General features: G+C 40.5%; 24 protein-coding genes and 2 pseudogenes. 7 read left to right on the top strand and 19 right to left on the bottom strand.

Features of this window, described 5'->3' with window-relative positions; all coding sequences use genetic code 11:
- Positions 1-172 precede the first annotated feature (172 nt).
- The 3 genes from MTP09_RS07305 (at position 173) to MTP09_RS07295 (ending at position 4,293) form a co-directional block, all read left to right on the top strand.
- Complete coding sequence (locus tag MTP09_RS07305) at positions 173-2,842, top strand: copper-transporting P-type ATPase (protein WP_243547494.1); 2,670 nt, start codon at positions 173-175, stop codon at positions 2,840-2,842.
- A 130-nt stretch (positions 2,843-2,972) separates the two neighbouring features.
- Positions 2,973-3,575 (top strand): hypothetical protein, encoded by a 603-nt coding sequence (locus tag MTP09_RS07300; protein WP_243547492.1) that lies wholly within the window; start codon positions 2,973-2,975, stop codon positions 3,573-3,575.
- Positions 3,565-4,293, top strand: a complete 729-nt coding sequence (locus MTP09_RS07295) for a DUF72 domain-containing protein (protein ID WP_243547490.1) — start codon at positions 3,565-3,567, stop codon at positions 4,291-4,293. Before MTP09_RS07300 ends, MTP09_RS07295 begins: the two co-directional genes overlap by 11 nt.
- Positions 4,294-4,301: 8 nt before the next feature.
- On the opposite strand, the gene MTP09_RS07290 is transcribed toward MTP09_RS07295, so the two are convergent.
- From MTP09_RS07290 to MTP09_RS07255, 8 genes and pseudogenes are all read right to left on the bottom strand, one after another.
- A complete protein-coding gene (locus tag MTP09_RS07290) occupies positions 4,302-4,688 on the bottom strand; it encodes an acyl-CoA thioesterase (protein WP_243547488.1) in 387 nt (128 codons plus the stop codon).
- A gap of 26 nt (positions 4,689-4,714) precedes the next feature.
- Complete coding sequence (locus tag MTP09_RS07285; protein ID WP_243547486.1) at positions 4,715-5,692, bottom strand: polyprenyl synthetase family protein; 978 nt, start codon at positions 5,690-5,692, stop codon at positions 4,715-4,717.
- 86 nt (positions 5,693-5,778) lie between these two features.
- A complete protein-coding gene (locus tag MTP09_RS07280) occupies positions 5,779-6,552 on the bottom strand; it encodes a hypothetical protein (RefSeq protein WP_243547484.1) in 774 nt (257 codons plus the stop codon).
- A 290-nt stretch (positions 6,553-6,842) separates the two neighbouring features.
- Entirely contained in the window at positions 6,843-7,079 is a 237-nt protein-coding gene (locus MTP09_RS07275) for a hypothetical protein (RefSeq protein WP_243547482.1), read from the bottom strand.
- Positions 7,080-7,187: 108 nt separating this feature from the next.
- The gene (gene rlmN, locus MTP09_RS07270) at positions 7,188-8,222 is read right to left on the bottom strand and encodes a 23S rRNA (adenine(2503)-C(2))-methyltransferase RlmN (protein WP_243547479.1); all 1,035 of its coding nucleotides are present in this window, start codon (positions 8,220-8,222) and stop codon (positions 7,188-7,190) included.
- Positions 8,223-8,345: 123 nt separating this feature from the next.
- A pseudogene (locus MTP09_RS07265) lies at positions 8,346-8,513 on the bottom strand (four helix bundle protein); the annotation flags it as partial.
- A 90-nt stretch (positions 8,514-8,603) separates the two neighbouring features.
- Positions 8,604-9,653 (bottom strand): tRNA preQ1(34) S-adenosylmethionine ribosyltransferase-isomerase QueA, encoded by a 1,050-nt coding sequence (gene queA, locus MTP09_RS07260; RefSeq protein ID WP_243547477.1) that lies wholly within the window; start codon positions 9,651-9,653, stop codon positions 8,604-8,606.
- 213 nt (positions 9,654-9,866) lie between these two features.
- Entirely contained in the window at positions 9,867-10,505 is a 639-nt protein-coding gene (locus MTP09_RS07255; protein ID WP_243547475.1) for a hypothetical protein, read from the bottom strand.
- A gap of 96 nt (positions 10,506-10,601) precedes the next feature.
- On the opposite strand from MTP09_RS07255, the gene MTP09_RS07250 reads away from it, so the two are divergent.
- Positions 10,602-11,150, top strand: a complete 549-nt coding sequence (locus MTP09_RS07250; RefSeq protein WP_243547473.1) for a hypothetical protein — start codon at positions 10,602-10,604, stop codon at positions 11,148-11,150.
- Between the two features lie 37 nt (positions 11,151-11,187).
- Here MTP09_RS07250 and MTP09_RS07245 read toward each other — a convergent pair whose 3' ends face one another.
- Together MTP09_RS07245 and MTP09_RS07240 are read right to left on the bottom strand one after the other, a co-directional pair.
- Positions 11,188-11,913 (bottom strand): DUF6090 family protein, encoded by a 726-nt coding sequence (locus MTP09_RS07245; protein ID WP_243547471.1) that lies wholly within the window; start codon positions 11,911-11,913, stop codon positions 11,188-11,190.
- Between the two features lie 119 nt (positions 11,914-12,032).
- On the bottom strand, positions 12,033-14,027 hold the full coding sequence (locus MTP09_RS07240; protein WP_243547469.1) for a S9 family peptidase: 1,995 nt from the start codon (positions 14,025-14,027) through the stop codon (positions 12,033-12,035).
- Positions 14,028-14,122: 95 nt separating this feature from the next.
- Here MTP09_RS07240 and MTP09_RS07235 point away from each other — a divergent pair, with 95 nt between their 5' ends.
- Entirely contained in the window at positions 14,123-14,971 is an 849-nt protein-coding gene (locus MTP09_RS07235; RefSeq protein WP_243547467.1) for a chitobiase/beta-hexosaminidase C-terminal domain-containing protein, read from the top strand.
- 72 nt (positions 14,972-15,043) lie between these two features.
- On the opposite strand, the gene MTP09_RS07230 is transcribed toward MTP09_RS07235, so the two are convergent.
- From MTP09_RS07230 to cphA, 9 genes and pseudogenes are all read right to left on the bottom strand, one after another.
- On the bottom strand, positions 15,044-15,385 hold the full coding sequence (locus MTP09_RS07230) for a phage holin family protein (protein ID WP_243551556.1): 342 nt from the start codon (positions 15,383-15,385) through the stop codon (positions 15,044-15,046).
- Positions 15,386-15,388: 3 nt separating this feature from the next.
- Positions 15,389-15,853: a DUF2147 domain-containing protein gene (locus MTP09_RS07225; protein WP_243551554.1), complete on the bottom strand. Its 465-nt coding sequence runs from the start codon at positions 15,851-15,853 to the stop codon at positions 15,389-15,391.
- A 104-nt stretch (positions 15,854-15,957) separates the two neighbouring features.
- Positions 15,958-16,104, bottom strand: a pseudogene (locus MTP09_RS07220) (IS982 family transposase); the annotation flags it as partial.
- 626 nt (positions 16,105-16,730) lie between these two features.
- Positions 16,731-17,150 (bottom strand): nucleoside-diphosphate kinase, encoded by a 420-nt coding sequence (locus MTP09_RS07215; RefSeq protein WP_243551552.1) that lies wholly within the window; start codon positions 17,148-17,150, stop codon positions 16,731-16,733.
- Positions 17,151-17,324: 174 nt separating this feature from the next.
- Positions 17,325-18,251, bottom strand: a complete 927-nt coding sequence (gene rsgA, locus MTP09_RS07210) for a ribosome small subunit-dependent GTPase A (RefSeq protein ID WP_243551550.1) — start codon at positions 18,249-18,251, stop codon at positions 17,325-17,327.
- A 190-nt stretch (positions 18,252-18,441) separates the two neighbouring features.
- On the bottom strand, positions 18,442-19,509 hold the full coding sequence (locus tag MTP09_RS07205) for a chorismate mutase (RefSeq protein WP_243551548.1): 1,068 nt from the start codon (positions 19,507-19,509) through the stop codon (positions 18,442-18,444).
- Between the two features lie 39 nt (positions 19,510-19,548).
- The gene (locus MTP09_RS07200; RefSeq protein WP_243551546.1) at positions 19,549-19,956 is read right to left on the bottom strand and encodes a hypothetical protein; all 408 of its coding nucleotides are present in this window, start codon (positions 19,954-19,956) and stop codon (positions 19,549-19,551) included.
- Between the two features lie 191 nt (positions 19,957-20,147).
- A complete protein-coding gene (dnaX, locus tag MTP09_RS07195; RefSeq protein WP_243551544.1) occupies positions 20,148-21,233 on the bottom strand; it encodes a DNA polymerase III subunit gamma/tau in 1,086 nt (361 codons plus the stop codon).
- Positions 21,234-21,343: 110 nt separating this feature from the next.
- Positions 21,344-23,971, bottom strand: coding sequence for a cyanophycin synthetase (gene cphA, locus MTP09_RS07190; protein ID WP_243551542.1), 2,628 nt, complete (start codon positions 23,969-23,971; stop codon positions 21,344-21,346).
- A 198-nt stretch (positions 23,972-24,169) separates the two neighbouring features.
- On the opposite strand from cphA, the gene MTP09_RS07185 reads away from it, so the two are divergent.
- Both MTP09_RS07185 and MTP09_RS07180 read left to right on the top strand, forming a co-directional pair.
- Positions 24,170-25,054 (top strand): cyanophycinase, encoded by an 885-nt coding sequence (locus MTP09_RS07185; RefSeq protein ID WP_243551540.1) that lies wholly within the window; start codon positions 24,170-24,172, stop codon positions 25,052-25,054.
- A gap of 224 nt (positions 25,055-25,278) precedes the next feature.
- The gene (locus MTP09_RS07180) at positions 25,279-26,124 is read left to right on the top strand and encodes an isoaspartyl peptidase/L-asparaginase (RefSeq protein ID WP_243551538.1); all 846 of its coding nucleotides are present in this window, start codon (positions 25,279-25,281) and stop codon (positions 26,122-26,124) included.
- The last annotated feature ends 65 nt before the right edge of the window (positions 26,125-26,189 follow it).

Below are 26,189 nucleotides of genomic sequence, written 5' to 3'. Positions count from 1 at the left end.
GACTTTTTGAGAATAGAACGAATGAGTTAAAGAAGACAAAAACACAATTGAACTTCGTAGGAGCGAAAAGTTTGTAGAAAATTAATCACCGCTTTAAGGGCGCTCCGTAGGAGCGCAATGTGTAATGGTCTGATTATTTATTAAAATCTGCTCCTCATAAAATAATTCAATAATGGAAAATCATCATCACCATAATCACTCCAACCAAAACCAAATTCCACCGAAAGACCGTGTCTCACCGAGTTCCGTGTATTATTGCCCGATGGAATGTGAAGGAGAGAAAGTTTATTTCAAGCAGGGAGAAAGATGCCCGGTTTGCAATATGTACCTGGTTCCTATCGAGGAAAAAGCGGGATTCAAAAGCAATGTAAAATCTTTTGAGAACGAAATTTCGAGTCCCGAATCCAAAATTGGGAAATATTTTTGTCCAATGTTTTGCGAAGGCGACAAAGTTTATGACAGCGATATTGGTTGTCCGGTTTGCCATATGCATTTGGATGAGATATCTGAGGAAAAACTGGCAGGAAGCGGGAAGGTGGAAGATCGAAGTCATCACCATCACACTAAAACGGAAAATCTCGAATCTCGAATCTCGAATCTCGAATCCCGTGCGGGAAAATACTACTGCCCGATGTTCTGCGAAGGCGACAAGGTTTATGATTCCAATGTCGGTTGTCCCGTTTGCGGAATGGATCTGGTAAAAATTCCGGAGAAGAAAACTGCAACGCAATACACCTGTCCGATGCATCCGGAAATCTTTCGCGACGAACCGGGAAGCTGCCCGATTTGCGGGATGGATTTGGTTCCAATTCCTTCCAAGAATAGTTCCAGTGAAGATGACACCTATAAAAAACTGAAAAGAAAATTCCTGATTGCGCTCATCTTTACCATTCCGGTTTTTATTCTTTCGATGGGTGGAATGTGGATTGAATTCCCGTTCTCTCACCGTGATCAGGGATTTTTAGAATTGGCACTCTCAATTCCGGTCATTTTTTATGCTGGCTGGTTTCTGATGAAGCGTGGCTATAACTCATTCAAGACCTGGAACCTCAATATGTTTTCGTTGATCGCATTGGGAGTTGCTGCGGCGTTTGTCTTCAGTTTGGTGGGCTTGTTTTTACCGGGAATTCTTCCGCACGAACTTTCGCACGACGGAAAAGCACCACTCTACTTCGAGTCGGTTTGCGTAATTCTGACTTTGGTGATTATGGGTCAAATGTTGGAAGCGGGTGCTCATCAGCGAACCGGAAAAGCCATCGAGGAACTGATGAATCTTTCACCCGACGAAGCCAATCTCATCGAAAATGGAAATGAAAGAAGAGTTCCACTTTCACATGTAAAGATCGGCGATTTGCTAAGAGTAAAACCAGGCGAGAAAATTCCCGTTGACGGAACCATTACCGAAGGAAACTCCACGGTGGATGAAAGTATGATTACCGGAGAACCCATTCCTGCAGAAAAAAATCAGGGCGAAAAAGTAACTTCCGGAACCATCAACGGAAACGGTGTTTTCACGATGAAAGCTGAAAAAGTAGGCGACGAAACATTGCTTTCACAGATCATCAAAATGGTAGACAATGCGAGCAGAAGTCGCGCTCCGATACAAAAATTGGTGGATAAGATTTCTGCGATCTTTGTTCCCGTCGTCATCGGAATCTCTATTTTGACATTTGCTTTATGGATGATTTTCGGCGGTGAAAATAAGATGATCTACGCTTTTGTAAACGCTGTCGCGGTTCTGATCGTGGCTTGTCCGTGTGCGCTTGGTTTGGCGACTCCGATGAGTTTGATGGTCGGAATCGGGAAAGGTGCAAAAAACGGAATCCTCATCAAAAATGCAGAAGCACTCGAGGAAATGCATAAAGTAAATGTGCTGATCACCGACAAAACGGGAACTTTAACGGAAGGAAAACCATCACTGGAACATATTGAAGCTTTTGGAAACTTTAATAAGGAAGAGATCTTAAAACTTGCAGCATCATTAAACCAAAACTCGGAACACCCTTTATCTAAAGCTGTTTTAGATGAATGTAAGAAGGATGAATCGTGCGTTCGTGATATTCCAAAAATTGAAAACTTCGAGAATATTTCAGGCAAAGGCGTTAAGGGAAAAATCGGCAGCGATACTGTCTTATTAGGAAACGAAGCGCTTTTGAATCAGTTTGACATCCACATTCCAGAACCTTTAAAATCGAAAGCTACGGAAATGCAGAATCAGGCAAAAACCGTTTCTTACCTTGCAAAAGGAAATGAAGTTCTTGGATTCCTCACCTTTTCAGACCAAATAAAATCCACCTCCAAGAAAGCCATAGAATTCCTGCAAAAAGAAGGAATCGAGGTAATGATGATGACGGGCGACAACGAACACACCGCGAAAGCTGTTGCGCACGAACTTGGGATTAGAAACTTTAAAGCCAACTGTCTTCCGCAGGATAAAATGGAGGAAGTAAAAAATCTCCAGAACCAGGGAAAAATCGTCGCGATGACCGGTGACGGAATCAATGACGCTCCAGCTTTGGCGCAATCCAACGTGGGAATTGCAATGGGAACCGGAAGCGATGTGGCGATCGAAAGCGCGGCAATTACTTTGGTTAAAGGCGATATTTTAGGCGTTGCGAAATCGAAAATATTAAGCGAGAAATTATTAAGAAATATCAAACAGAATCTGTTCTTCGCCTTTATCTACAATACTTTGGGAATTCCCGTTGCAGCTGGCTTGCTCTACCCTTTCTTTGGAATTCTTTTGAGTCCGATGATTGCAGCTGCGGCAATGAGTTTCTCTTCGGTTTCAGTAATTTTGAATTCTTTGAGATTAAATGGAGCCAACTTAAATATCAACTGAAACAGGATTTACACTTTTTAACCAAGCGATGAAGTGCAATTAGCCATAAAGTTTCTCGACGATTCACAATTTAGTTTTTGGATTTTGCCGAGTTTCTTTGTTTTGGCAAAGTTTTTATTCTAAAGTTGATATGAAAGAACACATACCACAACAGCAGGAAGGTGGTTACAACGACACCGTTTCAACTATCAATTTTGACACAGAACACAAAGCGATTCAGCATTTTGAAGTAGTGAAGAAGCGCTTCTTTGATGTGAATTCGTGGGAACTATTTGCAGGTGAAGAAAAAGCGTCGTTTTCGTTGCAAGATTCGTTTGGAAATCTTCTTCTTGAAAATCCTGAGGTGGGAGATTATTTCAGAATTAAAATCCCTGGACTTCATAATCCAACAGGAGATGGATTTGACTGGGTGATTGTCGAGGAGATCAAGATGGATGAGCAACCACATTTTGAAAGTGTTTACGTGCGCGTTCGTCCCACATCTGATCCGACAAAGCCCAATGATAAAGTTTCACACTTTTTTGATTCAAAGGCGACTTCCAATTTTTTGATTCAAAGAAAACTGACCGAAATTTCGGCGGAAGTTCACGGCAGAAACGAAGAACCCAATACCGAAAATTTGAGTTTGTTGGAAAAAGCGAGGAACTTTTTGGTCGCAGTTGGCGGAATGGTTGCAGGTAGCAAATTCCAATGGAAATCTTTAACAGAAGGATTAATCAAAAATGAAGAATAAAACTTACATCGGCTGTTCAGGATTTTCAGAAAAATTGTGGAAGGGATTTTTCTATCCTGAATCGTTGGCTACAAAAGATTATCTGAGATTCTATTCCGAGTACCTGAATTCCGTTGAAATTAATTCTACTTTTTATCGCAGACCATTGCAGAAAACTCTGGAAAATTGGTATTTACAAACCAATGCAGATTTCAAATTTTTCATCAAAATTCCAAAAACAATCACTCACTTCAAGAAACTATCCGACACCAAAACAGAAACTGCAGAATTTTGCACCTACATCAAAACGGGTTTGAAAGATAAACTCGCGGGATTTCTGTTCCAGCTTCAGCCATCTTATGTTTTTAATGAAGAAAATTTAGGGCAAGTTTTCAACACTATCGATCAAGATTTCCTAAATGTAGTGGAATTTCGTCATCAGTCTTGGTGGAATGAAAAGGTTTTTGAAGCGTTAAAAAAGAAAAACATCATTTTCAGCGGCGTCAGTTTTCCGAAAAATATCGCGGATGACTTTATCATTAATAACGAAAAATATTGCTATTACAGACTTCACGGCGATCCCATTTTATTTAAGTCAGAATATTCTGAAGACTTCCTAAAAGCTTTAGCAAAGAAAATTGAGAATTTCAAGGGAACTTCTTTCGTGTTTTTCAACAATACCTTTGGAACTGCAGGGATAAAAAATGCCTTGTTCTTAGAAAAAATTCTCAAGAAATAATGGAATAACTACTTGATGAAATCGAGCCAATCTTTATCAATCCGCTTTATTTTTCCTGTGTCGTGGTCAAACATTATCCAAAGTGTACGCGAATCTACGACTAAATCTCCGTCCCGGTAGAACTCGACTTTTCGTGGCTGTTTCAAACCTTCGGGATTTTGGGGATAAGTTTTTATGGTAAGAAGATCGCCTTTGTAAACCTGCTTTCGGTATTGGATGTGGTGATCGTGCAGCATCCAAAAATCGTTTTTGTAAGGCGTGAAGTTTTTAAGGATTTCCCAGTGTTCTTTCGCCATTTCTTCTACCCAATGCACAAACTGAACATTATTGACGTGGTTCAGTTCGTCGAGATGTTCTTCGGAAACGGTAATCTGTTTTTGGTAAAACGGTTCCATTTTTTGAAATTTTGAGGAAATTGGTTTTAGAACTTCCTTTCAATCACGTAATCCAGCATTAGATGGAGCGACTGTTTCGCGTCGGAATCTGGGAATTCGTCGAGGATGTTTTTGGCTTTTTGCTGATAATCCTTCATCACACCGATTGCGTAATCCAATCCGCCAGATTTTTTCACGAACTCCACCAGTTCTTTCACCCGTTTCGTATTGTTGTTGTAGCGCTTGATCGTGTCGTAGTAATATTTGCGGTCTTTCTCTTTGGAAGTTTTCAGCGTGTGAATCAGCGGCAAAGTCATTTTCTGCTCTTTGATGTCGATTCCCACAGGTTTTCCGATAATGTTTGAAGTCAGGTAATCGAAAAGGTCGTCCTTGATCTGGAAAGCCATTCCGGTATAGGTTCCGAACTCCTTCATTTTCTTGGCCAAATTTTCATCGGCACCGTTAGAAAGCACACCGATTTCACAACACGCCGCGATGAGCGTCGCCGTTTTCTGTCGGATGATTTCGTAATAAACATCCTCGGTAATGTCCAGTTTACGTGCTTTTTCCAATTGAAGCAATTCACCTTCCGCCATTTCACGGATTGTTCTAGAAATCACTGCGAGCAAATCAAAATCCTTGTGGTCGGTAGAAAGCAAAACTGCTTTCGAAAGAAGATAATCTCCTACTAAAACCGCAATCTTGTTTTTCCACAAAGCGTTGATAGAGAAGAAATTACGTCTCTTGAAACTTTCATCCACCACATCGTCGTGCACCAAAGTTGCGGTATGGATCAGCTCGATCATCGATGCACCGCGAAAAGATTTTTCATTGACGTTTCCCACGAGTTTCGAACACAGAAAAACAAACATCGGTCGCATCTGTTTTCCTTTTGTGGTTACGATAAATCGGGTGACTTTGTCCAATAGCGGAACATTGCTCTGCATCGATTCATAAAACTTCTGTTCAAAAAGTTTCATTTCAGATGTAATCGGTTTCTTGATTTCTTCTACAATATTCGCCACTTGTTATGAGTGATGGTGATGAGTGATAAGTAATTTGGTGGACAAATATAATTAAAAATAGGGAGAGTTACGAATAAACTTCCTGTCTAATCCAGCGCTTTTTTAGGAATAAAATAAAAGCTTTGCGGAACTTTACCGAACGGTGAACGGAATTCTTCACCTGAAATAAAGATCCCATTTTCATTTACTGCAATTCCTTCGATTTGTCCGATAGATAAAGCTGATCCAAGGAAATATTTCTTCGGTTTTTCTTGAAAGAAAATTCCAGATTCTGTTTCATTAAAAATGGAAAGAAAAACTTCTGTCTTTTTGGTATAGCCCACCAAATAAAGTTTACCCTGAAAATACGAAGCGTCGGTCACCATAAAACCAGTCGGAAAAGTTTCCACTTTTTGCGCAGGTTGGTTTTCATTAATTTCCGGATTAATGATGTAATGCGAAGTCGCTCTTGAAACCCACTCTTTGGTAAAAAGGTGGATTTTTCCATTGAGGAAAATCATCGCTTCCGCATCGAAATCGTTGTTAATGTTTTTGGGAGTAAAATCTTTTTGTTCGGGATAGAAAAACGGAATTGTCTGAATGGAATCTTTTTTTGGCGCATCATTCAAAGGAATCTTGTAGATTTTCAGATCCTTTCTCGTTCCCAAATTGTTGCCGAAATCGCCGACATATACATTTACAGAATCGCTGGTAATTGCTTCCCAGTCTTTGTTCTCAAGATTTGATTTGATAACATTCAATATCTTCCCGGAAATTTTATCGACCTCAAAAATCTCGGAAGTATTTCCACCGTCATTGAAAGTGTAAAGTTGGTCTTTAAAGAAATTGAGACCAGAAGTTTCCCGAAGCGAATCACTCAAAGTGGAAACTTTGTATCGGTGTATTTTCAGAAAATCGGCTTGTTGCGAAAAACCGAACTGGAAAAAAATAGCAGGAAAAAGAAAAGTAATTTCTTCATTTATCTGTCGTCATAATGACCATTTGCAGCGATTACTTCAACGAGAACTTGTTGTTCAAAAACCTGATAAATAAGGTGTAACTCGAAGCTCGTCAAAGATTCTGTCAATTTTTTGCAGAAGTAATTTTTGACCCGACTTTCTGTGGAGTTTTAAATGAGCTTTTGCTTCATCAGATATTACCAATTCGAAGGTCATAATCCCAACAGTTCTTTTTGAAGTTCTTTCGTGAATATAGTTTTCCGACCTTCTTTCAAATCACTTATTCCTTTGTCGATGAGCTTCAGGTTTTCAGGATTTTCAAACCATTTGTCGCCGCTTGGACTTGGAATCTGGAAGTCCTCCTCTATTTCAAAGTCGAGTGCCTCCAATACTTTTTTTGGTGTTGAAAGCTGTTTTCGTGTTCGATATCTTACTTTTATGGTTCGCATTTTCGATAAGATTTACGTTCAAAAATACAAAATTTATCGTGGATGGTAAATAAGAGTTTACAACTGAGAACAAACTGAAATTCGATTGCTGCAGATTTGTTCAGAAGTTTATTCCGCAGTTTTGTTCGCCAACTGTCCGCAAGCGGCGTCGATGTCTCCTCCTCTGCTTCGGCGCACCATCACGGTAACTCCTGCTTTGGTCAATTCACGGACATATTTTTCTTCGGCTTTAATGCTTCGGTGGTCAAATTTTCCTTCACCAATTGGATTATATTGGATGAGATTGACCTTGCTCGGAACTTTTCGACAGAACTTGATTAATGCCTTAATATGTTCGTCGTCATCATTAATTCCGCCCCAAACGCAGTATTCGAAAGTGATGACGTTTCCAGTTTTTTCGTACCAATACTGTAGCGATTCCATAATTTCGGTCAATGGAAATTTCTCCGAAAAAGGCATAATTTCGTTTCGCGTCTTCTCAATCGCTGAATGCAGCGAAAGCGCCAGTTTCACCTTCAAATCTTCATCCGCCAACATTTTGATCATCTTCGGAATACCGGAAGTGGAAACAGTAATCCTTCGCGGCGACATTCCCAAACCTTCAGGTTTCGTGATTTTCCGAATCGCTTCAACCACGTTTTTGTAGTTCATCATCGGCTCACCCATTCCCATAAAAACGATGTTGGAAAGCGGTCGGTCGAAATACATTTTGCTTTGCCGATCGATGAGTGCAACCTGGTCCACAATTTCTGCAACTTCCAGGTTTCGCATTCTTTTGAGTTTGGCGGTTGCGCAGAATTCGCAGTTCAGCGAACAGCCGACTTGCGAAGAAACACACGCCGTCGTTCTGGTTTCTGTTGGAATCAAAACAGATTCCACCAAAAGTCCGTCGTGGAGCTTTACCCCATTCTTAATCGTTCCGTCTTTTGATTTTTGCAGTTGGTCAACAGAAACGGGATTGATTTCAAATTCCTGAGAAATTTTATCGCGCAAATCCTTGGAGAGATTGGTCATCTCGTCGATGGAATGCAGGTTCTTGCTCCAGATCCAGTCATAAACCTGTTTCGCACGAAATGGCTTTTCGCCAATGGTGACGAAATAGTCTTTGAGTTGTTCCAGAGATAGAGTGCGGATGTCTTTCATTTTATAAAGAGCCAAGAGCCAAGGGAAAAGAGCCAAGGAAAAAGAGCCAAGAGCCAAGTTACATTCGAGAAAATAATCCGTCATTGTAAAATTGCTTTAACTAAACCCGGCAATTAATAATCTTTAAAGTTTGGTATTGTTTACTATAGCTGCAGAAATATTTTTTAATTCAAAACTTTCTTTTAATAGTCTTTCAAGTTCATCAGATTGAATATCGTCTAACGCTTTTATCACACGTAACCAATAATTTGATTCCCGCGTTTCACGTAAAGCAATTTTAACTTTATTCCTAAAATCTGGTCTTGAAGATCCTGCTTGTGACTCTTCGTAATTTGCGCCAAGCGATGTTGATGGCTCTTGGCTCTTTTTCCTTGGCTCTTACTAAAGAATTAGCATTGCATCCCCATAAGAATAAAACTTATATTCATTCTTGATGGCTTCTTCGTAAGCATGCATCACGAAATCTTTTCCTGCGAATGCCGCGATCATCATTAATAAGGTTGATTTCGGGGTGTGGAAATTCGTGATCATTGCATTGGCAACTCCAAAATCGTGTGGCGGGAAAATGAACTTGTTCGTCCAACCGTGATAAGGTCCGATTTTTTTGTTGGATGAAACGGAGGTTTCCAAAGCTCTCATCGTGGTGGTTCCAACGGCGCAAACTCGGCGTTTTTCTTCTACTGCTTTATTGATGATATCTGCGTTTTTTTGGTCGATGATGGCTTCTTCCGATTCCATTTTGTGTTTGGAGAGGTCTTCAACTTCGATCGGGTTGAAAGTTCCCAAACCAACGTGCAGCGTAATTTCTGCGAAGTCGATTCCCTTGATTTCGAGACGCTTCATCAAATGTCTTGAAAAATGTAAACCTGCAGTCGGAGCTGCAACTGCACCTTCGTGTTTTGCATAAATCGTTTGGTAACGTTCTGCATCTTCTGGTTCTACAGATCTTTTGATGTATTTCGGTAGCGGAGTTTCTCCCAATTCTTTCAGCTTTGCACGGAACTCTTCGTAAGAACCGTCGTAGAGGAACCTCAAAGTTCTTCCTCTGGAAGTGGTGTTGTCGATTACTTCCGCAACCAAGGATTCGTCTTCAGTGAAAAACAGTTTGTTTCCGATTCTTATTTTTCTTGCAGGATCTACCAACACGTCCCAAACTCTGGTTTCCTTGTCGAGTTCCCTCAAAAGGAAAACTTCGATTTTCGCACCCGTTTTTTCTTTGTTTCCGTAAAGACGCGCAGGGAAAACTTTGGTATTGTTAAAGATAAAGAGGTCGTGCTCATCGAAATAATCTACGACGTCTTTGAACAATTTGTGTTCGATGGTTTGATCCTTTCTGTGGAGGACCATCAGTTTTGCCTCGTCTCGGTGTTCACTTGGGTGTTCTGCCAATAGTTCTTCAGGCAAGTGGAAATTAAAATCGGATGTCTTCATTAAAGATTTTTTAAATTACGGTTTAAAAATGATTTACTGCTTTTAAATTCTCAAGGAAATTTCCCTCCCTTTAGGGACGGGGTTAAAGAAATTTTCGAGAAAGAATTTTAAGAAGTGTAATGTCCGAAAACCTCAAAATTTTCGGACTGCAAATATACAACATCAAAAAGGGTTTGTCAAGTGGCTGAAAATTCAGAAGCCAGCGTGATTTAATTATTTGGGAATTTCCAGATGGAGTTCCACATTCTTGTATTCTTCAAGATGGTAAAAGCAAATGATTTTTCCGTTGTTGAATTTCCCAAACTTAACAATATGATTTCCTTGTATATCCATCTTTTTATCAAAATGATAAGGATGAATAGCAATGGCGCGAAAAATTGGAAAGAGATTTTTATTGGCTTTGGCGAATGTGATTTCGGTGCTGCTTATCAGTTTTTTCTTCTTAGCGGAAGTATATATATTAATGGTGCCATTTTGAGGAGAATTAATGTCCTGAACAAAAGCGAAATGAAGCTTCTCTGGTTTTCTGTCGGAAAAGGGGTTGTAGCTGGAATCTACGTATTTGAATTGAAATTGTACGTCATTCCCAGTTCCTGACTGCAAAACTGTAAAGTGATAAACTTTATGTGAATTCATATCATAAAGATGCGCTGTAAGCTGTTTTCCCTCACCACCGATTTTCAGGTAATAAGAAAAATCATCGGTATTGAAATAAGTTACGATTTCCCTTGTTTCCTGATGCTTTAAATCGGCACTTTTTAAAACATATTTTGTTAAAAAATCAAAAGAATACACTTGGGAAAACGTAAAATGTCCTAACAAAACAGAAATCAGAATAAAAATATTTTTCAAAGCGTTTTTTTTGTTAATTTTGTATTCAAACAAAAATACCAAATAATAATTTTTGGTACAATTACTGCAAATAAAAAAACATTAAAGAATAACCCTATGAAAAAATTAACGTTACTTACAGGAATGCTTTTCCTGTTTATTGTGAGCAGTTGCCGAGATGTTGTAAATACCGTTTTGGACGTGCTCCCACCGTTTGATGTACCTTTTAGTACGACAATAGAGGTTCCGTTTGCCGCGGTAAGCACAACTTCTTATACACGAGCTCCTGAACTGGAGATGAATATTGATCTTGATGCCAAAATCAAAGAACAAAATCAGAATTTTTCGATCAATAATCTGAAATCGGTAAAGCTTAATGCACTAACCGTTGAGTATGTAAGTTCACAACTTGGGAACAAACTGGATGTGATTAAGAACGCCAATTTATACATTAAGTCGCCCAATCAGCCAGAAAAGCTCATAGCTTCGGTACAGAACAACACCAATCCGAACAGCATTACCTTCTCATCAAACGATGCAGAATTGATTGACTACTTCCGAACCAACAAAAATTCACTGATTATCGAAGTGATGGCGAGCCGACCATCAACCGACGTAATTAAAATGAAACTCAACACCGGATTCAAGATCAGGGTTCAACTTTAAGTTTAAAAAAATGGTCAGGAAGTTTCCCGACCATTTTTTAATGCTTTTTTGGATGCTCCTTGTCAATCTGTTCGATAATAATATCAATTTTGGAAACACATTTCCTGTAATTATCAATAATCTGATTAACGGAACTCAAATAAATATTGCTTCGGTTTTTCACCGGATCGGATGCCAAAACCTGCGTTAAATTGCCTTCAGGGTAATCCACTGTATTTTCGGTAATATATTCTGCAAAGCGAATCTTTTGATTTTTATAAAAATCTGTAGAAATCGTAAGTATAGGAATTTTTTCTTCGTACAGATCCAAAATATTGTTGAGCAGCGAATCGTTTTCGATATACCCGATCTTTCCCGATGACTTGAACCCTTCGTACCTGCCTGTATTTCCGCCGTAGCCGGTAAAACTATAAAAATATTTGGAGTGTGCATTTATGCTGTCGGAATCAGCTTGTGTTCCCTTGGGAATTTGTGAAAGATAATTAAATGCCTTTTTCTGGTTTTCATATGCTTCTATATCTCCCAACATTTCCTGTCTGTCTTTTTGCAGATCATTTCTCAAACCTTCGAGAAAAACTTTTACTTCATTTTGTTCATGTCTTGCCTCACTCCAGCTGTGTAATCCAATGGAAAGTGAAACCGCAAAAACGATAATCGCAACTTCCATCCCTATTTTTTTAATTTTCTCCCAAAGCGAATGCTCTTTGGATTTTGCTGTGGTAAAGATTTTTTTGGTAGATTTTGCTACTTCTAATTCAGCCATAGTTAAGTTTTATTTGTACAAAAATATAAAAAATGAGTTTCAAGCAGTATTTTATGAATAGAAAAAAAAGCAGCCGATCATACGACTGCTTGTATTTTTTCAAAATTACGGTATCATTACTATAAAGTTTCCTTCAGCCAATCGAAAAATTCTCTTTGCCAAACCAGACCGTTGTGCGGTTTCAGAACCCAGTGATTTTCGTTTGGATAGTAAAGGAATTTCGATTTCAATCCTTTTAATCTTGCAGTTTGAAATGCCTGATTTCCCTGTTCATAAGGAACTCTAAAATCTAAACCTCCCTGAATAATCATTAATGGTGCATTCCATTTATCGGTAAAGTTACTTGGGTTGAATTCGGTGTACGCTTTCGGAGTCGGCTTGTCCCACGGTGCGCCAATGTCCCAGTTGGCAAAGAACAATTCTTCCGTAGTTCCGTACCAGGATTTCATATCGAATAGTCCGTTATGAGAAATAAAGGTTTTGAAACGGTTCCCGTGAACTCCTGCAAGCATCAAAACGCTGTATCCGCCGTAGCTTGCGCCGACTGCTCCCATTCTGTCTCCATCTACATAAGGTAAAGTTTTTGCAAAATCCGTTGCAGAAAGATAATCACGAATCGGCTGTCCTCCCCAATCTTTAGAGATGGCTTCATTCCATTCGGTTCCCCATCCAGGCATTCCTCTTCGGTTTGGTGCGACCACGATGTAGCCGTTTGCAGCCATTAATGCCAAATTCCATCTTGTACTGAAAAACTGTGTGAGTGCGGATTGCGGCCCTCCTTGACAATAAAGCAGCGTAGGATATTTCTTGGCGGGATCAAAATTCGGCGGGTACACGAACCAAACTCCCATTTCTTTGCCGTCGGTGGTTTTCACCATTTTCAGTTCAGTTTTTGATGACGTGATTTTCGCGTAATTTTCTTGGTTCACGTCGGTCACTTTCGCCATTACTCCACTTTTCAGGTTAACCGAATAAAGATCGGCATTGTGGTTCATATCCGTTCTTGAAACCAGCGCAGAACTTTTGCCTGCGAAATAAATATCGTTCACATCGAAGTCACCTTTGGTAATCTGCGTGATTTTGCCGTTGTTCGGGTTTAATGAAAAAAGCTGTTTTGTTCCACGGAAAGCGGAAGAGAAATAGATCATTTTTGAATCTTCGCTCCAGCTAATTCCTCCCGAAACGCTTTCGTCCCAGTTTGCGGTAAGGTTAATTTTTGCACCGGTTTTCCAGTTGATGATTTTAATGTCGTTTTTGTCGGCTTCGAAACCGTCTCTCTTCATCGAGGTGTACAACAGAAATTTCCCATCGGGACTAAATACAGGATTATTGTCGTATCCCTTATTTTCTTCGGTTAAATTTTTGGTGGTTCCTGTCGCCAAGTCATAAGCGAAAATATCAGTGTTGGTCGATGTCACATATTCTTTTCCTGATTTTGGTTTCACCACATAAAGCAATTGTGACGAATCCGGGCTCCACACGAAATCTTCGCTTCCGCCGAAAGGTTTCAGTGGGGAATCCCAAATTTTCCCCTCCAATAAATCTTTTGCTGCAGAAACGTTCTCCGAAACATTCACAACAAACACGTGATTATATTTCCCAGTATTCCACGTATCCCAATGACGATGGTTCAGGTCAGTGTAGATTTGAGCAGTAGATTTCGGGGTGTCTTTATACTTGTCTTTTCCCAAGATTTTTTCCATCTGAACTTCTTTGCTGAAGGCAATTTTCTTCCCGTCCGGAGAAATGATAATATTGTCGGCTTCACCGATGGTGTAGAATTCTGTCCAGGTTTTCCCTGAATCTTTGGAAAGGTAGATCTTTTCTCCTTCCTGCGCATAAAGCCCGTTCTTATCCCACTGAACGATTGATTTCTTACCCAGATCAATTCCTGCCGGAATATTGTTTTTGAGGTTCAGAAAATAATTTTCACTGTTAGATTTTTCTGTTTTCAGATCGGTTTTACTCACTTTATAGATGACCGACGAGTGATCTGGTGAAACTGCCGAAACACCAATCCGGTTGAGTGTCCACAGGATTTCGGGAGTCATTACGTTCTGTGCATTCATAAGAAACGGCGTTGCAGTGGCAATTAAAACTGTTTTTAGTTTCATTTAAATCTAGTTATTTGCACCAAAATTATTGATTTTAATTGTAAAAGGAAAGCGGAATGGTTTTTTTGTATCTTTAGCATAATAAAACTGACGTTATGAAAAAATTTCTACTTTTCTTGATGGGATTATTTTTTCCGATGACGCTATTTTCGCAAGGTACATTCTTTGCACCTTACGAAGGATGGTCAAGCGGACCGATGACCGTAACGATTTCTAACACTCCAACAAGTGTGATCTACTACACCACGGACGGATCTGAACCAACTCTGAACTCACCATCCGCAACGAATTCTGTTGAAGTTCCTATTTCGACACAAACCACTTTCAAAGCTTTTGCGGTTCGAAATGGAACACCGACTCCGGTTGAGACGATGACTTACTATATCGGCAGTTACAGCATGCCGAAAGCATTCTTCAAACCACCTTCAAGCTGGAATCTCTCGTGTGGTAATCGAGCTATTGTAGAGCCCAGAACATTATTGGATTTAGATATGTCGGGAGGACCGGTAATGGACGATGCTTGCGAAGGATGGAAAACTGTTCCAATTCCATTTGCGGTGGGATATATCAGTTTCAACAATTGCATTCCATGGTCGCAGAATTATCAAAGCACTCCCGGTTTCCTTTTTTCAGAAAATATTTTCTACGATTATAGCAACGGCATGATCACAAATCCACCTGCTTGTCTTTTGAACTCGTCTGAAATACAGGGTAAAGTTGCCGCCATCAAAGTTTTCCCAAATCCGGTTCAAGAATTCCTGAAGATCAGTTCGGACATCAAATTTTCTGGCTATGAAATCCTGGATGAATCTGGAAGAATACTCTCACAAAGTCAGCTTGAAGGAAACAACATCAATGTTTCAAAATTGAAAAGCGGAGTCTATTACCTTCGGCTGAAAAGTTCTGAGAAAGTGAATCACTACCTGCGTTTTATCAAGAAGTAAGTCGCTTTCAATAATTAACTAACCCCTTCCGAAAATTATCGAAAGGGGTTATTTTTATCTTAAAGTTCATACTTAATCGGAAGTAAAAATACCGTTCAGCAGCGAAGTGATGATAGAAAGCGCGATGCTGAAAATTAATGCCCACCAAAATCCGTCAACATGCATTCCGCTGACAAATTTCGCAGCCAAAAGGATGATCACCGCATTGATAACCAATGAGAAAAGTCCGAGTGTGATAATCGTCAAAGGCAATCCAAGAATAGAGAGAATCGGTTTTACAATCAGGTTCAAAACCGCCAAAACAATGGAGAAAACAACCGCAGTTGAAAATCCATCAAAACTGATTCCTTTGAGAACGTAGGGCAATAAATAAGCAACAACAGCTGTTACCAATAGTCGGATAATTAAGTTCATAGTTTATTTCTTGGTGTAATTCTCGTCTTTTATTTTTTTGAAATCCAGCGACTTCCCGATCCATTTGAACTTCCAGAAACCACGAACTTTCAAAATCCCGTTATGAAGTTTTGCTGATGAATCCCAAGTTCTTCCGGAAGTGGCGTCATAGATCCTGCCTTTTTCCCAACTTTCATTCTTCGGATCGTATCTAAGTCCGTGCAGCACTTCCATCCCCAAAATCTTTCTGTTTCTCAAACTCGGATTCGGATTTTCGTCGTCGATTCTCTCGTGCATTGGTTTTCCACTCCCTAATTTCTCGTCGAACCAGATGACTTTTGCCCTGTACTTTTCGTCTACCTTAAAAACTTCCACGGCAACACTTTTATCGGTCGCCATCCACTTACCCAAAACAGCATCACTCGAAATCTGAGCGAAACTTAGCCCAAAAGAATAAACAAAAATAAGAATTATTAATCTGCGAAACATATTTTTAGCGATACAATTTCTTTGCCACTGTAATCTAATCCACAAATGATGGACTCATTATACAAAGCAATTTAAACTGCTGACTTAATTAACCTGAATTCGGGTTAAGCAAAGTTTAAAAATAATTGACCGTCATTTACCTTTTGCAGGTTGAGTGACGGTTTTTTTGGAAAGAAGCAGTATGCGGCAAGGCTCCCCAAAATATTCATTATAAAGTTATTGACACTTCTGTGTCTGGTATGCTCCACCTGCCTGTTTCTTATTTTTACACCGTCTGGAAGCGCCTCTATCTTCATTTGTTTGATATGCTGCTCAAATTCTTTACAAAAATCATCAACTCTCACAAAAATATTTGTAATTTGGTCTTTCAAAATCATAGGTAATAATTCGTTTAAATACTTGAAAATCAAGAACTTAATTATACGAATTGTTACTTTTTTGTACAAATTTTATTTCAATTTCTTATCCCGAATTCAGGTTTTTTTTAGGAATTGCGATTAGTATTTATATCGATTTAATTAGTGTCACTTTCGTCGGTCTGCAATCGTACCAATTAAATAGGAAATAATAGGTTACTCATAATTGTAGAATATTACCCATTCTTCAAGAGTGTTCTTGTCCTGATGTTAATTTATCCGGTAACTGACCAGGGTCTGTATATATATTTTGAAAAAAGACTATATAAACCCTTCTTATTTACACTTTCCTGCTTGCTGGTTAGATTTTTGAAGTTTAAAGTATCCACAAAAAAAATGAACCTACAAGCTTTATATCAAAAGTGGATGCCAGCGAAGATCTCGGCGAAGCGCTAAAGAATGAAAAAAAATAAATCCCGATCAAAAATCGGGATTCATTATTAATATTTGAGCGACGCTTCTTAGAAAATCTCTCTTCCTGAGAAATGAAACTGCGCTTCGATCAGTGCGTTCTCGTCTGAATCTGAACCATGAACCGCGTTTTCGCCAACGCTTCTCGCATACATTTTTCTGATGGTTCCTTCCGCAGCATCTGCAGGGTTTGTAGATCCGATCAAAGTTCTGAAATCTTCAACCGCATTGTCCTTTTCCAAAACTGCAGCAACGATTGGCCCGGAACTCATAAAGTCAACCAATTCTCCGTAGAATGGTCTCTCTGCATGAACTTCATAGAATTTCTTAGCATCTGCAACAGTGAGTTGGGTGAGTTTCAATGCTTTGAATCTGAAACCTGCTTCCGCAATCTTCCCCAAAATAGCTCCAATGTGACCATCTGCAACAGCATCTGGCTTGATCATGGTGAATGTAATTTTACCTGACATATATCTTGTTTTAAAGTGTTGCAAAAATATGAAAACTTTTCCTATATTTGCAGTGGAAATTCTTTTCAAGAGAGCCATTAATTTTGGCACGGAAATTGTTTATTAATTTTCGATTCTCATGTTTAATTTGAGTTTTCATGGTTATTAGTTTTTACCCAGCTTCGGCTGGGTTTTTTATTTGGCAGTATTCTCTTCTGCCTCTTCCATGAGCTTTAGATAAGTAATGTAGCGGGACTCGAGAATCTCGCCCGTTTCGAGTTTTTCCTGAACCGCGCATTTCGGTTCGTTGATATGAAGGCAGTTGTGGAATTTACAGTTTCTTCCCGTTTGGAAAATCTCGGGAAAATAATGTTGGATTTCTTCTTTTTCCACATCAATCATTGCAAATTCGCGGACTCCAGGAGTATCGATCACACTTCCCCCGAAATGCCAGAAATGCATCTGCGCAAAAGTCGTGGTATGTTTTCCTTTTAAATGGGTTTCGGAAATTTCAGAAGTTTTCAAATTGAGTTCGGGCTGTAAAGCATTCACCAAAGTCGATTTCCCAGATCCTGAATGTCCGAACAGCACCGAAACTTTGTCTTTCAAAATATCCTGCAGTACCTCGAGGTTTAATTTTGAATAGGATGAAATCTCCAAACTATCGTAACCGAGTTCGTTGTACAGTAATTCAATATTGGTAACCATTTCTTTTTCCTCGTCATCCAAAACATCCATTTTGTTGAAGAGAATAAGCGGCTTGATGTTGTACGCTTCGCAGCAAACCAGGAAGCGGTCGAGAAAACCAAGCGAAGTTTCGGGATGTTTCAGCGTAAAAATAAAGCACGCAATATCGATATTGGAAGCAATGATGTGCGCTTCCTTCGAAAGGTTCACCGATTTGCGGATCAGGTAGTTCTTGCGCGGCTCAATTTTAGTAATCCATGCGACATCGTCCTGTTCCAAGGAAAATTCCACGTGATCTCCCACAGCAAGCGGATTCGTAAGCCGAGTTTTTATCAGCTTAAATTTTCCGCGGATTCTGGCCTCGAAGAATTTCCCCGTTTCGGAATCCAAAACCTGGTACCAACTTCCTGTGGATTTTGTGATGAGACCTTTCATTAAATGTTTGAAGTTTGAGGTTTGGGGTTTTAAGTTCCGAGTTCCAGGTTTCAAGTTTCAAGTTTACTCACAATTTTATTTATTTATCCTATTGGAGTTCGTGAATGCTTCGCGTTTCAAGTTTCAACAACTTACCTACTTACTTTGCACCTTTTCCTTTTGTCTTTTGCCTTTTATCTTTTTACTTTTCCTAAACCTTATTCTGAATTTCAATCGATTCTTCGTGGATCGCCTTGAAAACTTTCTCGATGAATTCCTGCGACATCCCTGTTTCTTCTGCTTTTTGCGAGGCGTATTCGTTAATGATTTTCCAGCGTTCGGGTTGAAAGATTTCGATGCTGTTTGCTTTCTTTAATGCCCCAATTTTTTCAGAAATCTTCATTCTTTGCGCGAGAAGCTCAATCAGCTGTAAATCGAGATCAGAAATCAAAGTTCGGTGACGTCCCATTTCTTCATCAAAACCTGAAATATCGGATTTTCTGATCTGAAGATTTCGGAGCAGTTCCGCCAAAACTTCAGGCGTAATCTGTTGCGAAGCATCGCTCCACGCGTCGTCCGGATTGCAGTGCGTTTCAATCATCGCTCCGTTGTAACCGAGGTTTAAAGCTTCCTGAGTGATTCCAGCCAATCCCCTTCTGTTGCCGCAAATATGCGACGGATCCACAATCATCGGAATATGCGGAAACTGGTTTCTGAAATCCAGTGCGATTTGCCAGTTCGGATTGTTACGGTATTTGGTTTTCTGATAGGTCGAAAACCCTCGGTGAATCGCCCCAAGATTTTTCACATCCTGTCTTAAAAGCCGTTCCAGTGCGCCGATCCATAATGCCAAATCAGGATTTACGGGATTTTTAACAAGAACAGGTTTTTCAGTGCCCTTCAATGCTTCAGCAATTTCCTGTACCGTAAATGGATTCACTGTGGAACGTGCGCCAATCCACAAAACATCTACATCTGCGTCCAGAGCAGCGGCAACGTGATGGGCATTTGCGACTTCCGTCGTCGTTTTAAAGCCGAATTCGTCTTTTACCTTTTTCAGCCACTTAAGGCCGATTGCTCCTACTCCTTCGAAACCGTTCGGCTTGGTTCGCGGCTTCCAAATTCCCGCACGAAACAGTGAAACTTCGGCGCTGCTTTCTTTTATTCTCTGCGCGGTTTCCAGCATCTGCATTTCACTTTCTGCGCTGCAAGGACCTGCGATAATTAAAGGTTTTGGGAATTCCGTAATCCAGTTATTTTCTAAACTATTTAATGTCATTGATGATATGGCCAAAACTACGGCCGATTCTTGTAAAATTTAATTCAGATCAAATTTGAAGATTTCATCCATCTCGCGAAGGAGCGGATTAATCTCGGCAAATTTATCGAAAATCTTTCGCTTGGTAATGATTTCTTTTTTCAGGGAAACATCGTTTCGGTACTCCACTACGATATTGTAATGATTGACTTTCCGCATAAAATGGTTGAAGAATTCCGCACGTATTTTTTCAAACTCGCTTCTCGCAGAATCTGACGGATAAACGATTTCGACAGTGCTTTCGTCTTTTTTCGTCAATTTGAAGGAACTGATCGCGTTGTAAACAATGGTGTCTTTTTCCTGTAGTTCACCCAGAAATTTCGTCCACTCCTCCTGCAGATCAGTTTCCGTAAAATGGTTGGAAGGAAGTTCATCCTTCACAGAAGTGATTTCCTCCTCTTCTTCCACTGGTTTTTTCAGTGCCTCCTGAATGCTGAATTTCGAAGGAATTTTCTTTGTGGCAATGGGTTCGGAAGTTTTCTGAATAGGTTTGGAAACTTCAGATTGTTTCTGAACATCAACAGTTACGACGTTCGATTGAGCATCTGGTTTTTGATTTTCTACGATGGTTTTTCCCGAATCAGGAAACGGTGGTAAAATCAGGAACTTTTTTTTTTAGAATCGGTTCCGTTTGCAGTTAGGGAAGCGAGCTGCATCAATGCGATTTCTACCGTCAATCGCGGGTTTTTGGAATTTTTATAATTAATGTCTGCGTGATTGCAAATCTCAACCGCGTCGATTAATTGTTGGGCACTCCATTTTTTTGCCTGCTCCGAAAATTTGGCTTTCGTCTTTTCACCGACCTCGATCAAACTAAGGGTCTGCGTATTCTGAGCCATCATTAAATCACGGAAATGACTTCCCAAACCAGCGATAAAAATATGAGGGTCAAAACCTTTTTTCACGATTTCATTAAAAGCGAAAAGCGCGTCGGGAATTTTGTTTTCGTGCGCCAAATCGACTATGTTGAGATATTGGTCGTAATCAAGAATGTTGAGAACTTCCGCTGCTTTTTCGAGCGTGATATTTTTCTGCGAAAAAGTCGAGAGTCGGTCGAAGATTGAAAGTGCGTCACGAAGCGCGCCGTCTGCTTTTTGGGCGATCAGGTAAAGTGCGTCGTCTTCGTATTTGATGCTTTCTTTATCGGCAATTTTTCTCAGATGCTCCTGAATGTCCTCAATCGTAATCCTTTTGAAATCATAAATCTGGCAACGCGAAAGAATCGTGGGAATAATTTTGTGCTTCTCCGTAGTCGCCAAGATGAAAATTGCGTGTGCAGGCGGTTCTTCCAGCGTTTTCAGAAACGCGTTGAATGCCGCAGAAGACAGCATATGCACCTCGTCGATAATATAGATTTTATACTTCCCAACTTGTGGCGCAAATCGAACCTGATCCGTCAATTCCCGAATATCTTCAACGGAATTATTGGAAGCGGCATCTAGCTCGAAAATATTGTAGGCAAAACCATCTTCGGAGGTCGATCCGTCTCTTTCATTGATTTTTCGGGCGAGGATTCTTGCGCAAGTGGTTTTTCCCACACCTCTCGGTCCGCAGAAAAGTAATGCCTGTGCAAGTTGGTTTTCTCCTATGGCATGTTCCAGCGTATCTGTAATATGCGACTGACCGACAACAGTGTCAAACTCTTGCGGGCGGTATTTTCTTGCTGAAACCACGAAATTTTCCATTCGTCAAAAATAGGGAAAAAGTTGGGAAAATAAAAAGGGAAAATGACGTGAAATTTGGGTGGTTGATATTTTTTTCCGACCTCCAACAAATCCCAAAACTATTCAAATCTCTACAACTTCCCCTCCTCCAAAATTTCCTTATTTTGGTATTCCTGAACCAAGTCGATAGCGTTGGAAACCACGTCGGAAAGCGCTGTGATAAAGGTGCCTTCTTCCGCCATACTCATCGCGTGTTTCAGTGCCTCGATTTCTTTCGGGATAATTTCGTAGGTCACATTTCTGCCTGAATCCTGAATTCCGGAAATAATCAGGGAATTGATTTCCTCCTCGGTCCTTCCGCGCAAATGTTTCTCGTTTCTGATGATGATGTGGTCGAACATTCTGCCTGCGATTTTTCCACACTCGAAAATATCTTCGTCGCGACGGTCGCCAACTCCTGCGATGATTCCGATCTTCTTGCTCGATTCCACATTTTTAAGGTAGTCTTCGATGGCTTCGTAACCTGCAGGATTGTGCGCGAAGTCGATCAGCACTTTGAAATTCTTAAACTTAAAGACATTCAGACGACCAGGAGTGAGTTGCGCACTTGGCATAAATGTTCGCAGTGAATTCGCAATGTCCTCAATTTCAAAACCATAAAGGTAAGTTGCCAAACTTGCCGCCAAAACGTTGGAAATCATAAACTTGGCTTTCGCTTCCATCGTGATTGGGATATTCATTGCTTTTGCAATCCGGATCTTCCATTCGCCTTTCTTAATGGTGATGAAACCTTCCTCGTAAACGCAGGTGATTTTTCCCTCTTTTGCAAATTTCCTGATGTGTGCATTGTTTTCATCCAAACTGAAAATCGCAACTTTGGAATCGATATCAGGCAGCAAACGCATCGAAAACTCGTCGTCGGCATTCATCACGCTCCATCCGTCTTTTTTCACAGAATCGAGGACTACCCTTTTTACTCTCGTCAAATCCTTCAAATTATGAATATCGCTTAATCCTAAATGATCCTCCTTGATATTGGTTAAGACGCCGATGTCGCAATAGCTGAAACCCAGTCCAGAACGAAGAATTCCGCCTCTCGCAGTTTCCAAAACTGCAAATTCTACCGTGGGATCTTTGAGAATAAATTCCGCGGAAATCGGTCCGGTTGTATCGCCTTTCGTCAGCATCGTATTCTGAATGTAAATCCCGTCGGAAGTTGTGAAACCAACTCTGAAACCGTTGTTTTTTACGATGTGCGCAATTAATCTCGTAGTCGTCGTTTTTCCGTTCGTTCCTGTAACGGCGATGATCGGAATTCTCGTCGGTTTTCCGTGCGGATACAGCATATCGACAACCGGCGCGGCGACATTTCTTGGCAAACCTTCACTTGGAGCGAGGTGCATTCTGAAACCTGGTGCTGCATTGACTTCCAGAATTGCTCCACCACTTTCTTTCAATGGTTGCGTGAGATTTTCTGCCATAATGTCGATTCCGCATACGTCGAGTCCGATGATTTTCGAAATTCTTTCACACATCGTCACATTTTCGGGGTGAACCATATCGGTAACGTCGATGGAAGTTCCACCTGTAGAAAGGTTTGCTGTGGATTTCAAATAAACCATTTCTCCTTTTAAGGGAACGGTTTCGAGGGTGTAATTCAGTTTATGTAAAAGTTCGTTGGTATCTTTATCGATGAGGATTTCTGTCAAGACATTTTCGTGTCCGTAACCTCTCCTCGGATCCAGATTTTCTTTGTCGATGAGCTGCTGGATATTCATTTCACCGTCGCCTACAACATGTGCTGGAACGCGTCGTGCAGCGGCAACCATTTTGTGGTTAATGACTAAAACCCTGAAATCAAAACCTGTGATATATCTTTCGACAATCACTCTTCTGGAAACGGTTTGCGCGTGTTGAAGTCCAATTTTGGCAGTTTCCCAGTCATTGACATTGATGGTTTGTCCACGACCATGATTTCCGTCGAGCGGTTTCAGAACGATGGGATAACCGATTCTGCGCACTACTCTTTCCAAATCTTCTTCATCCACGACCAAATCACCTGTCGGAACGGGAATCGCAGCGTCGTCAAGCATTTTTTTTGTCAATTCCTTATTGCAGGCAATATCAACGGCGATCGAACTGGTTTTTCCTGTAATGGTCGCCTGAAATCTTTGCTGGTTCACGCCGTATCCCAACTGAACCAAAGAATTTTTTCCCAAACGAATCCAGGGAATATTTCTCGCAACGGCTTCCTCCACAATACTTCCTGTGGAAGGACCGAGTCGCTCCCGTTCACGGATTTCCTTAAGCTTCTGAATGCACGCTTCCAAATTATATTCCTTTCCGTCTGCGATACATCGGGCAATTTCCACAGACTGTTCCGCAGTATAAACGCCGCAATTTTCTTCGATATAGGAAAAAACCACGTTATAGATTCCGGGAGTTTTTGTTTCGCGAGTTCTTCCGAAACCGGTATCCATTCCCGCCAAAGTCTGAATTTCGAGTGCGATGTGCTCGATAACGTGTCCCATCCACGTTCCCATCTCGACCCGGTGGAAAAAACCTCCTTCCACTCCTTCCGAGCAGCGGTGAGTGATCAACGATGGAATCAACGCTTCCAGCCGTTCTCTGAATCCCGGTATTTTGTTGGTTGGCAAATGTTCCATTTCTTCGAGGTCAAGGCGCATCTGAATTAATTTTTTTCTTCGGATGCTCCAAATATTGGGACCTCTTAACACCTGTATTTTTTCGATTTTCATATTTAATTGCGGGTTTTCTAATTCTAAAAATTTCTTTTCTTATTTCAAAGATAATGGAAATGCTTAATAATTCGAAAAAATATTTTGAAACCGGCATCATTCATTCAAACAAAACATTCAAACAATGGTTTTTCTTAAAGTTAATTTTATCCCCTAAATTTAAACAGCGAGTTAATTATTTTTCTAAATTTGCAGGATATGAGACCAGCAGGAAAATTAGTAATCATCGGTGGAGCGGTAAACAAAGGCAGTTTCGCGGAAACCGATTACGACAATAATGTTGAAAAAAACCTCAATTTTTTTGAAAGAGGAATTCTAAGGAAAATCATCAACGAATCGCGTTTAAAAGAAGATTCTGTTTTTGAGATCATCACGACCGCATCGCAAATTCCACAGATTGTGGGACCCGAATATAAAAAGGCATTCGAGTTTCTTGGAGCAAAAAAAGTCAGTATTTTAGACATCCAAAACCGTGAGCAGGCAAACAGCGACGCGATCGTAGCAAGAGCGAACGCCGCAGATGTTGTGATGTTCACAGGTGGCGACCAACTTCGGCTCACCTCGATTCTGGGCGGAACCAGATTTCACGACGCGATTCTTCTGAAATATCAGGAGCAGGATTTCATCTATGCAGGAACTTCGGCTGGAGCTGCCGCCGCTTCGGAAAATATGATTTACCAAGGTTCGAGCAGCGAGGCACTACTGAAAGGTGAAATCAAAATTACGCAAGGACTGGGCTTTATCGAAAATGTAATTGTTGACACCCACTTCGTTCAGCGTGGAAGAATCGGAAGACTTTTCCAGGCGGTAGTTAATAATCCGAGAACTTTGGGAATCGGTTTGGGAGAAGATACCGGACTTTTCATCAAAGACGAAACCATGACCGCGATCGGTTCCGGACTCGTAATTTTGGTGGATGGACGTTTTATTAAAGACACCAACCTCACCAATATCGAACTCGGACAACCGATTTCCATCGACAATCTCATCGTTCACGTATTGTCGCAGAACGACCTGTTTGACCTGAAAACGAAAGACCTCACCATAAAAAATTCGCAATACAATACTGCAGCGACGAACTGATTTTTTTTTCAGTGAATTCGCTTCGTGATGAATTTTAAAAGTGAATTCGCTTCGCGGTGAATCTCTTTGAGTGAATTTTCTCTTCGCTGAATCGCAGGTAGAACCTGAAACTTGAAATGCGAAGCATTCACGAATTCAAATAAAAATAATAAATAAGATTGTGAGTAAACTTGAAACAAACATAAAACTTCAAACTTCAAACCTCAAACCTTAAACATTTTGTAATGCTTCGACTCCTTATCCACGGCGGATTTTTTTCCGAAAGCGACCAAACCCACGAAGTGAAGGTTGCCAAACAGAATTCTCTGAAAGAAATCGCAAAGAAATCCTTTGAATTTCTGAAAAGCCATTCCGCAGAAGAAACAGTAGTTTTTGCAGTGTCTTTGTTGGAAGACGATCCGTTATTCAATGCAGGAATCGGTTCGCAAATCCAGAGCGACGGTAAAATCAGAATGAGTGCTTCGCTGATGAACGGTGAAAACCAGAAGTTTTCGGGAGTTATAAATATAGAAAATGTGAAGAATCCCATTGAGGTTGCAAAAGTATTAATGAAGGAAGACGACCGCGTTCTCGGTGGAGACGGTGCAAAAGTATATGCTACAGAAAATGGTTTCCAGGACTTTTCTACCGAAATTCCGCAACGAAGAAAAGAATATGAAGAAAAACTGAAAAACGGCGGAAAAGGCACTGTTGGTTGTGTTGCCCTCGACAAAGACGGAAAACTCGCAGCAGCGACATCCACTGGTGGAAAAGGTTTCGAGATTGTCGGCAGAATTTCGGATTCGGCGACGGTTGCAGGAAATTATGCCAATTCGTTTTGCGCAGTAAGTTGCACCGGAGTCGGTGAAGATATTGTGAGCAACGCGACCGCCACGAAAATTGTCACCCGAGTTACTGACGGAATGTCGATTGAAAACTCATTTGAAAAAACTTTTTCTGAGTTAAAGGAAATCGACGGTTTTGCAGGTGCAATCGGCGTTGACAGAAATGGAAATGTTTTTCACCAGGATTCACATCCTAAAATGGTTTTCGCCAGTTTTGACGGGGAGCGAATGGAAGTTTTCGAATAATTAAAACATTAACTTTAATTATATAAAAAAAGAAAAGTCCACCGATTTCGATGGACTTTCTTCAT

The organism is Chryseobacterium suipulveris (genome assembly GCF_022811685.1).
Taxonomy (GTDB): Bacteria; Bacteroidota; Bacteroidia; order Flavobacteriales; family Weeksellaceae; genus Kaistella; species Kaistella suipulveris.
This window is presented reverse-complemented; position numbering and strand designations above follow the sequence as displayed.

Bases quoted from the DNA above. Each gene is read 5' to 3' on its own strand.
- MTP09_RS07245 (WP_243547471.1), bottom strand. From the start codon at position 11,913: ATGGCTGAATTAGAAGTAGCAAAATCTACCAAAAAAATCTTTACCACA.
- MTP09_RS07290 (WP_243547488.1), bottom strand. From the start codon at position 4,688: ATGGAACCGTTTTACCAAAAACAGATTACCGTTTCCGAAGAACATCTC.
- cphA (WP_243551542.1), bottom strand. From the start codon at position 23,971: ATGAAAATCGAAAAAATACAGGTGTTAAGAGGTCCCAATATTTGGAGC.
- MTP09_RS07180 (WP_243551538.1), top strand. From the start codon at position 25,279: ATGCTTCGACTCCTTATCCACGGCGGATTTTTTTCCGAAAGCGACCAA.
- MTP09_RS07295 (WP_243547490.1), top strand. From the start codon at position 3,565: ATGAAGAATAAAACTTACATCGGCTGTTCAGGATTTTCAGAAAAATTG.
- MTP09_RS07215 (WP_243551552.1), bottom strand. From the start codon at position 17,150: ATGTCAGGTAAAATTACATTCACCATGATCAAGCCAGATGCTGTTGCA.
- dnaX (WP_243551544.1), bottom strand. From the start codon at position 21,233: ATGGAAAATTTCGTGGTTTCAGCAAGAAAATACCGCCCGCAAGAGTTT.
- MTP09_RS07240 (WP_243547469.1), bottom strand. From the start codon at position 14,027: ATGAAACTAAAAACAGTTTTAATTGCCACTGCAACGCCGTTTCTTATG.
- MTP09_RS07205 (WP_243551548.1), bottom strand. From the start codon at position 19,509: ATGACATTAAATAGTTTAGAAAATAACTGGATTACGGAATTCCCAAAA.
- MTP09_RS07305 (WP_243547494.1), top strand. From the start codon at position 173: ATGGAAAATCATCATCACCATAATCACTCCAACCAAAACCAAATTCCA.
- MTP09_RS07250 (WP_243547473.1), top strand. From the start codon at position 10,602: ATGAAAAAATTAACGTTACTTACAGGAATGCTTTTCCTGTTTATTGTG.
- rsgA (WP_243551550.1), bottom strand. From the start codon at position 18,251: ATGAAAGGTCTCATCACAAAATCCACAGGAAGTTGGTACCAGGTTTTG.
- rlmN (WP_243547479.1), bottom strand. From the start codon at position 8,222: ATGAAAGACATCCGCACTCTATCTCTGGAACAACTCAAAGACTATTTC.
- queA (WP_243547477.1), bottom strand. From the start codon at position 9,653: ATGAAGACATCCGATTTTAATTTCCACTTGCCTGAAGAACTATTGGCA.
- MTP09_RS07300 (WP_243547492.1), top strand. From the start codon at position 2,973: ATGAAAGAACACATACCACAACAGCAGGAAGGTGGTTACAACGACACC.
- MTP09_RS07225 (WP_243551554.1), bottom strand. From the start codon at position 15,853: ATGTTTCGCAGATTAATAATTCTTATTTTTGTTTATTCTTTTGGGCTA.
- MTP09_RS07275 (WP_243547482.1), bottom strand. From the start codon at position 7,079: ATGCGAACCATAAAAGTAAGATATCGAACACGAAAACAGCTTTCAACA.
- MTP09_RS07230 (WP_243551556.1), bottom strand. From the start codon at position 15,385: ATGAACTTAATTATCCGACTATTGGTAACAGCTGTTGTTGCTTATTTA.
- MTP09_RS07235 (WP_243547467.1), top strand. From the start codon at position 14,123: ATGAAAAAATTTCTACTTTTCTTGATGGGATTATTTTTTCCGATGACG.
- MTP09_RS07185 (WP_243551540.1), top strand. From the start codon at position 24,170: ATGAGACCAGCAGGAAAATTAGTAATCATCGGTGGAGCGGTAAACAAA.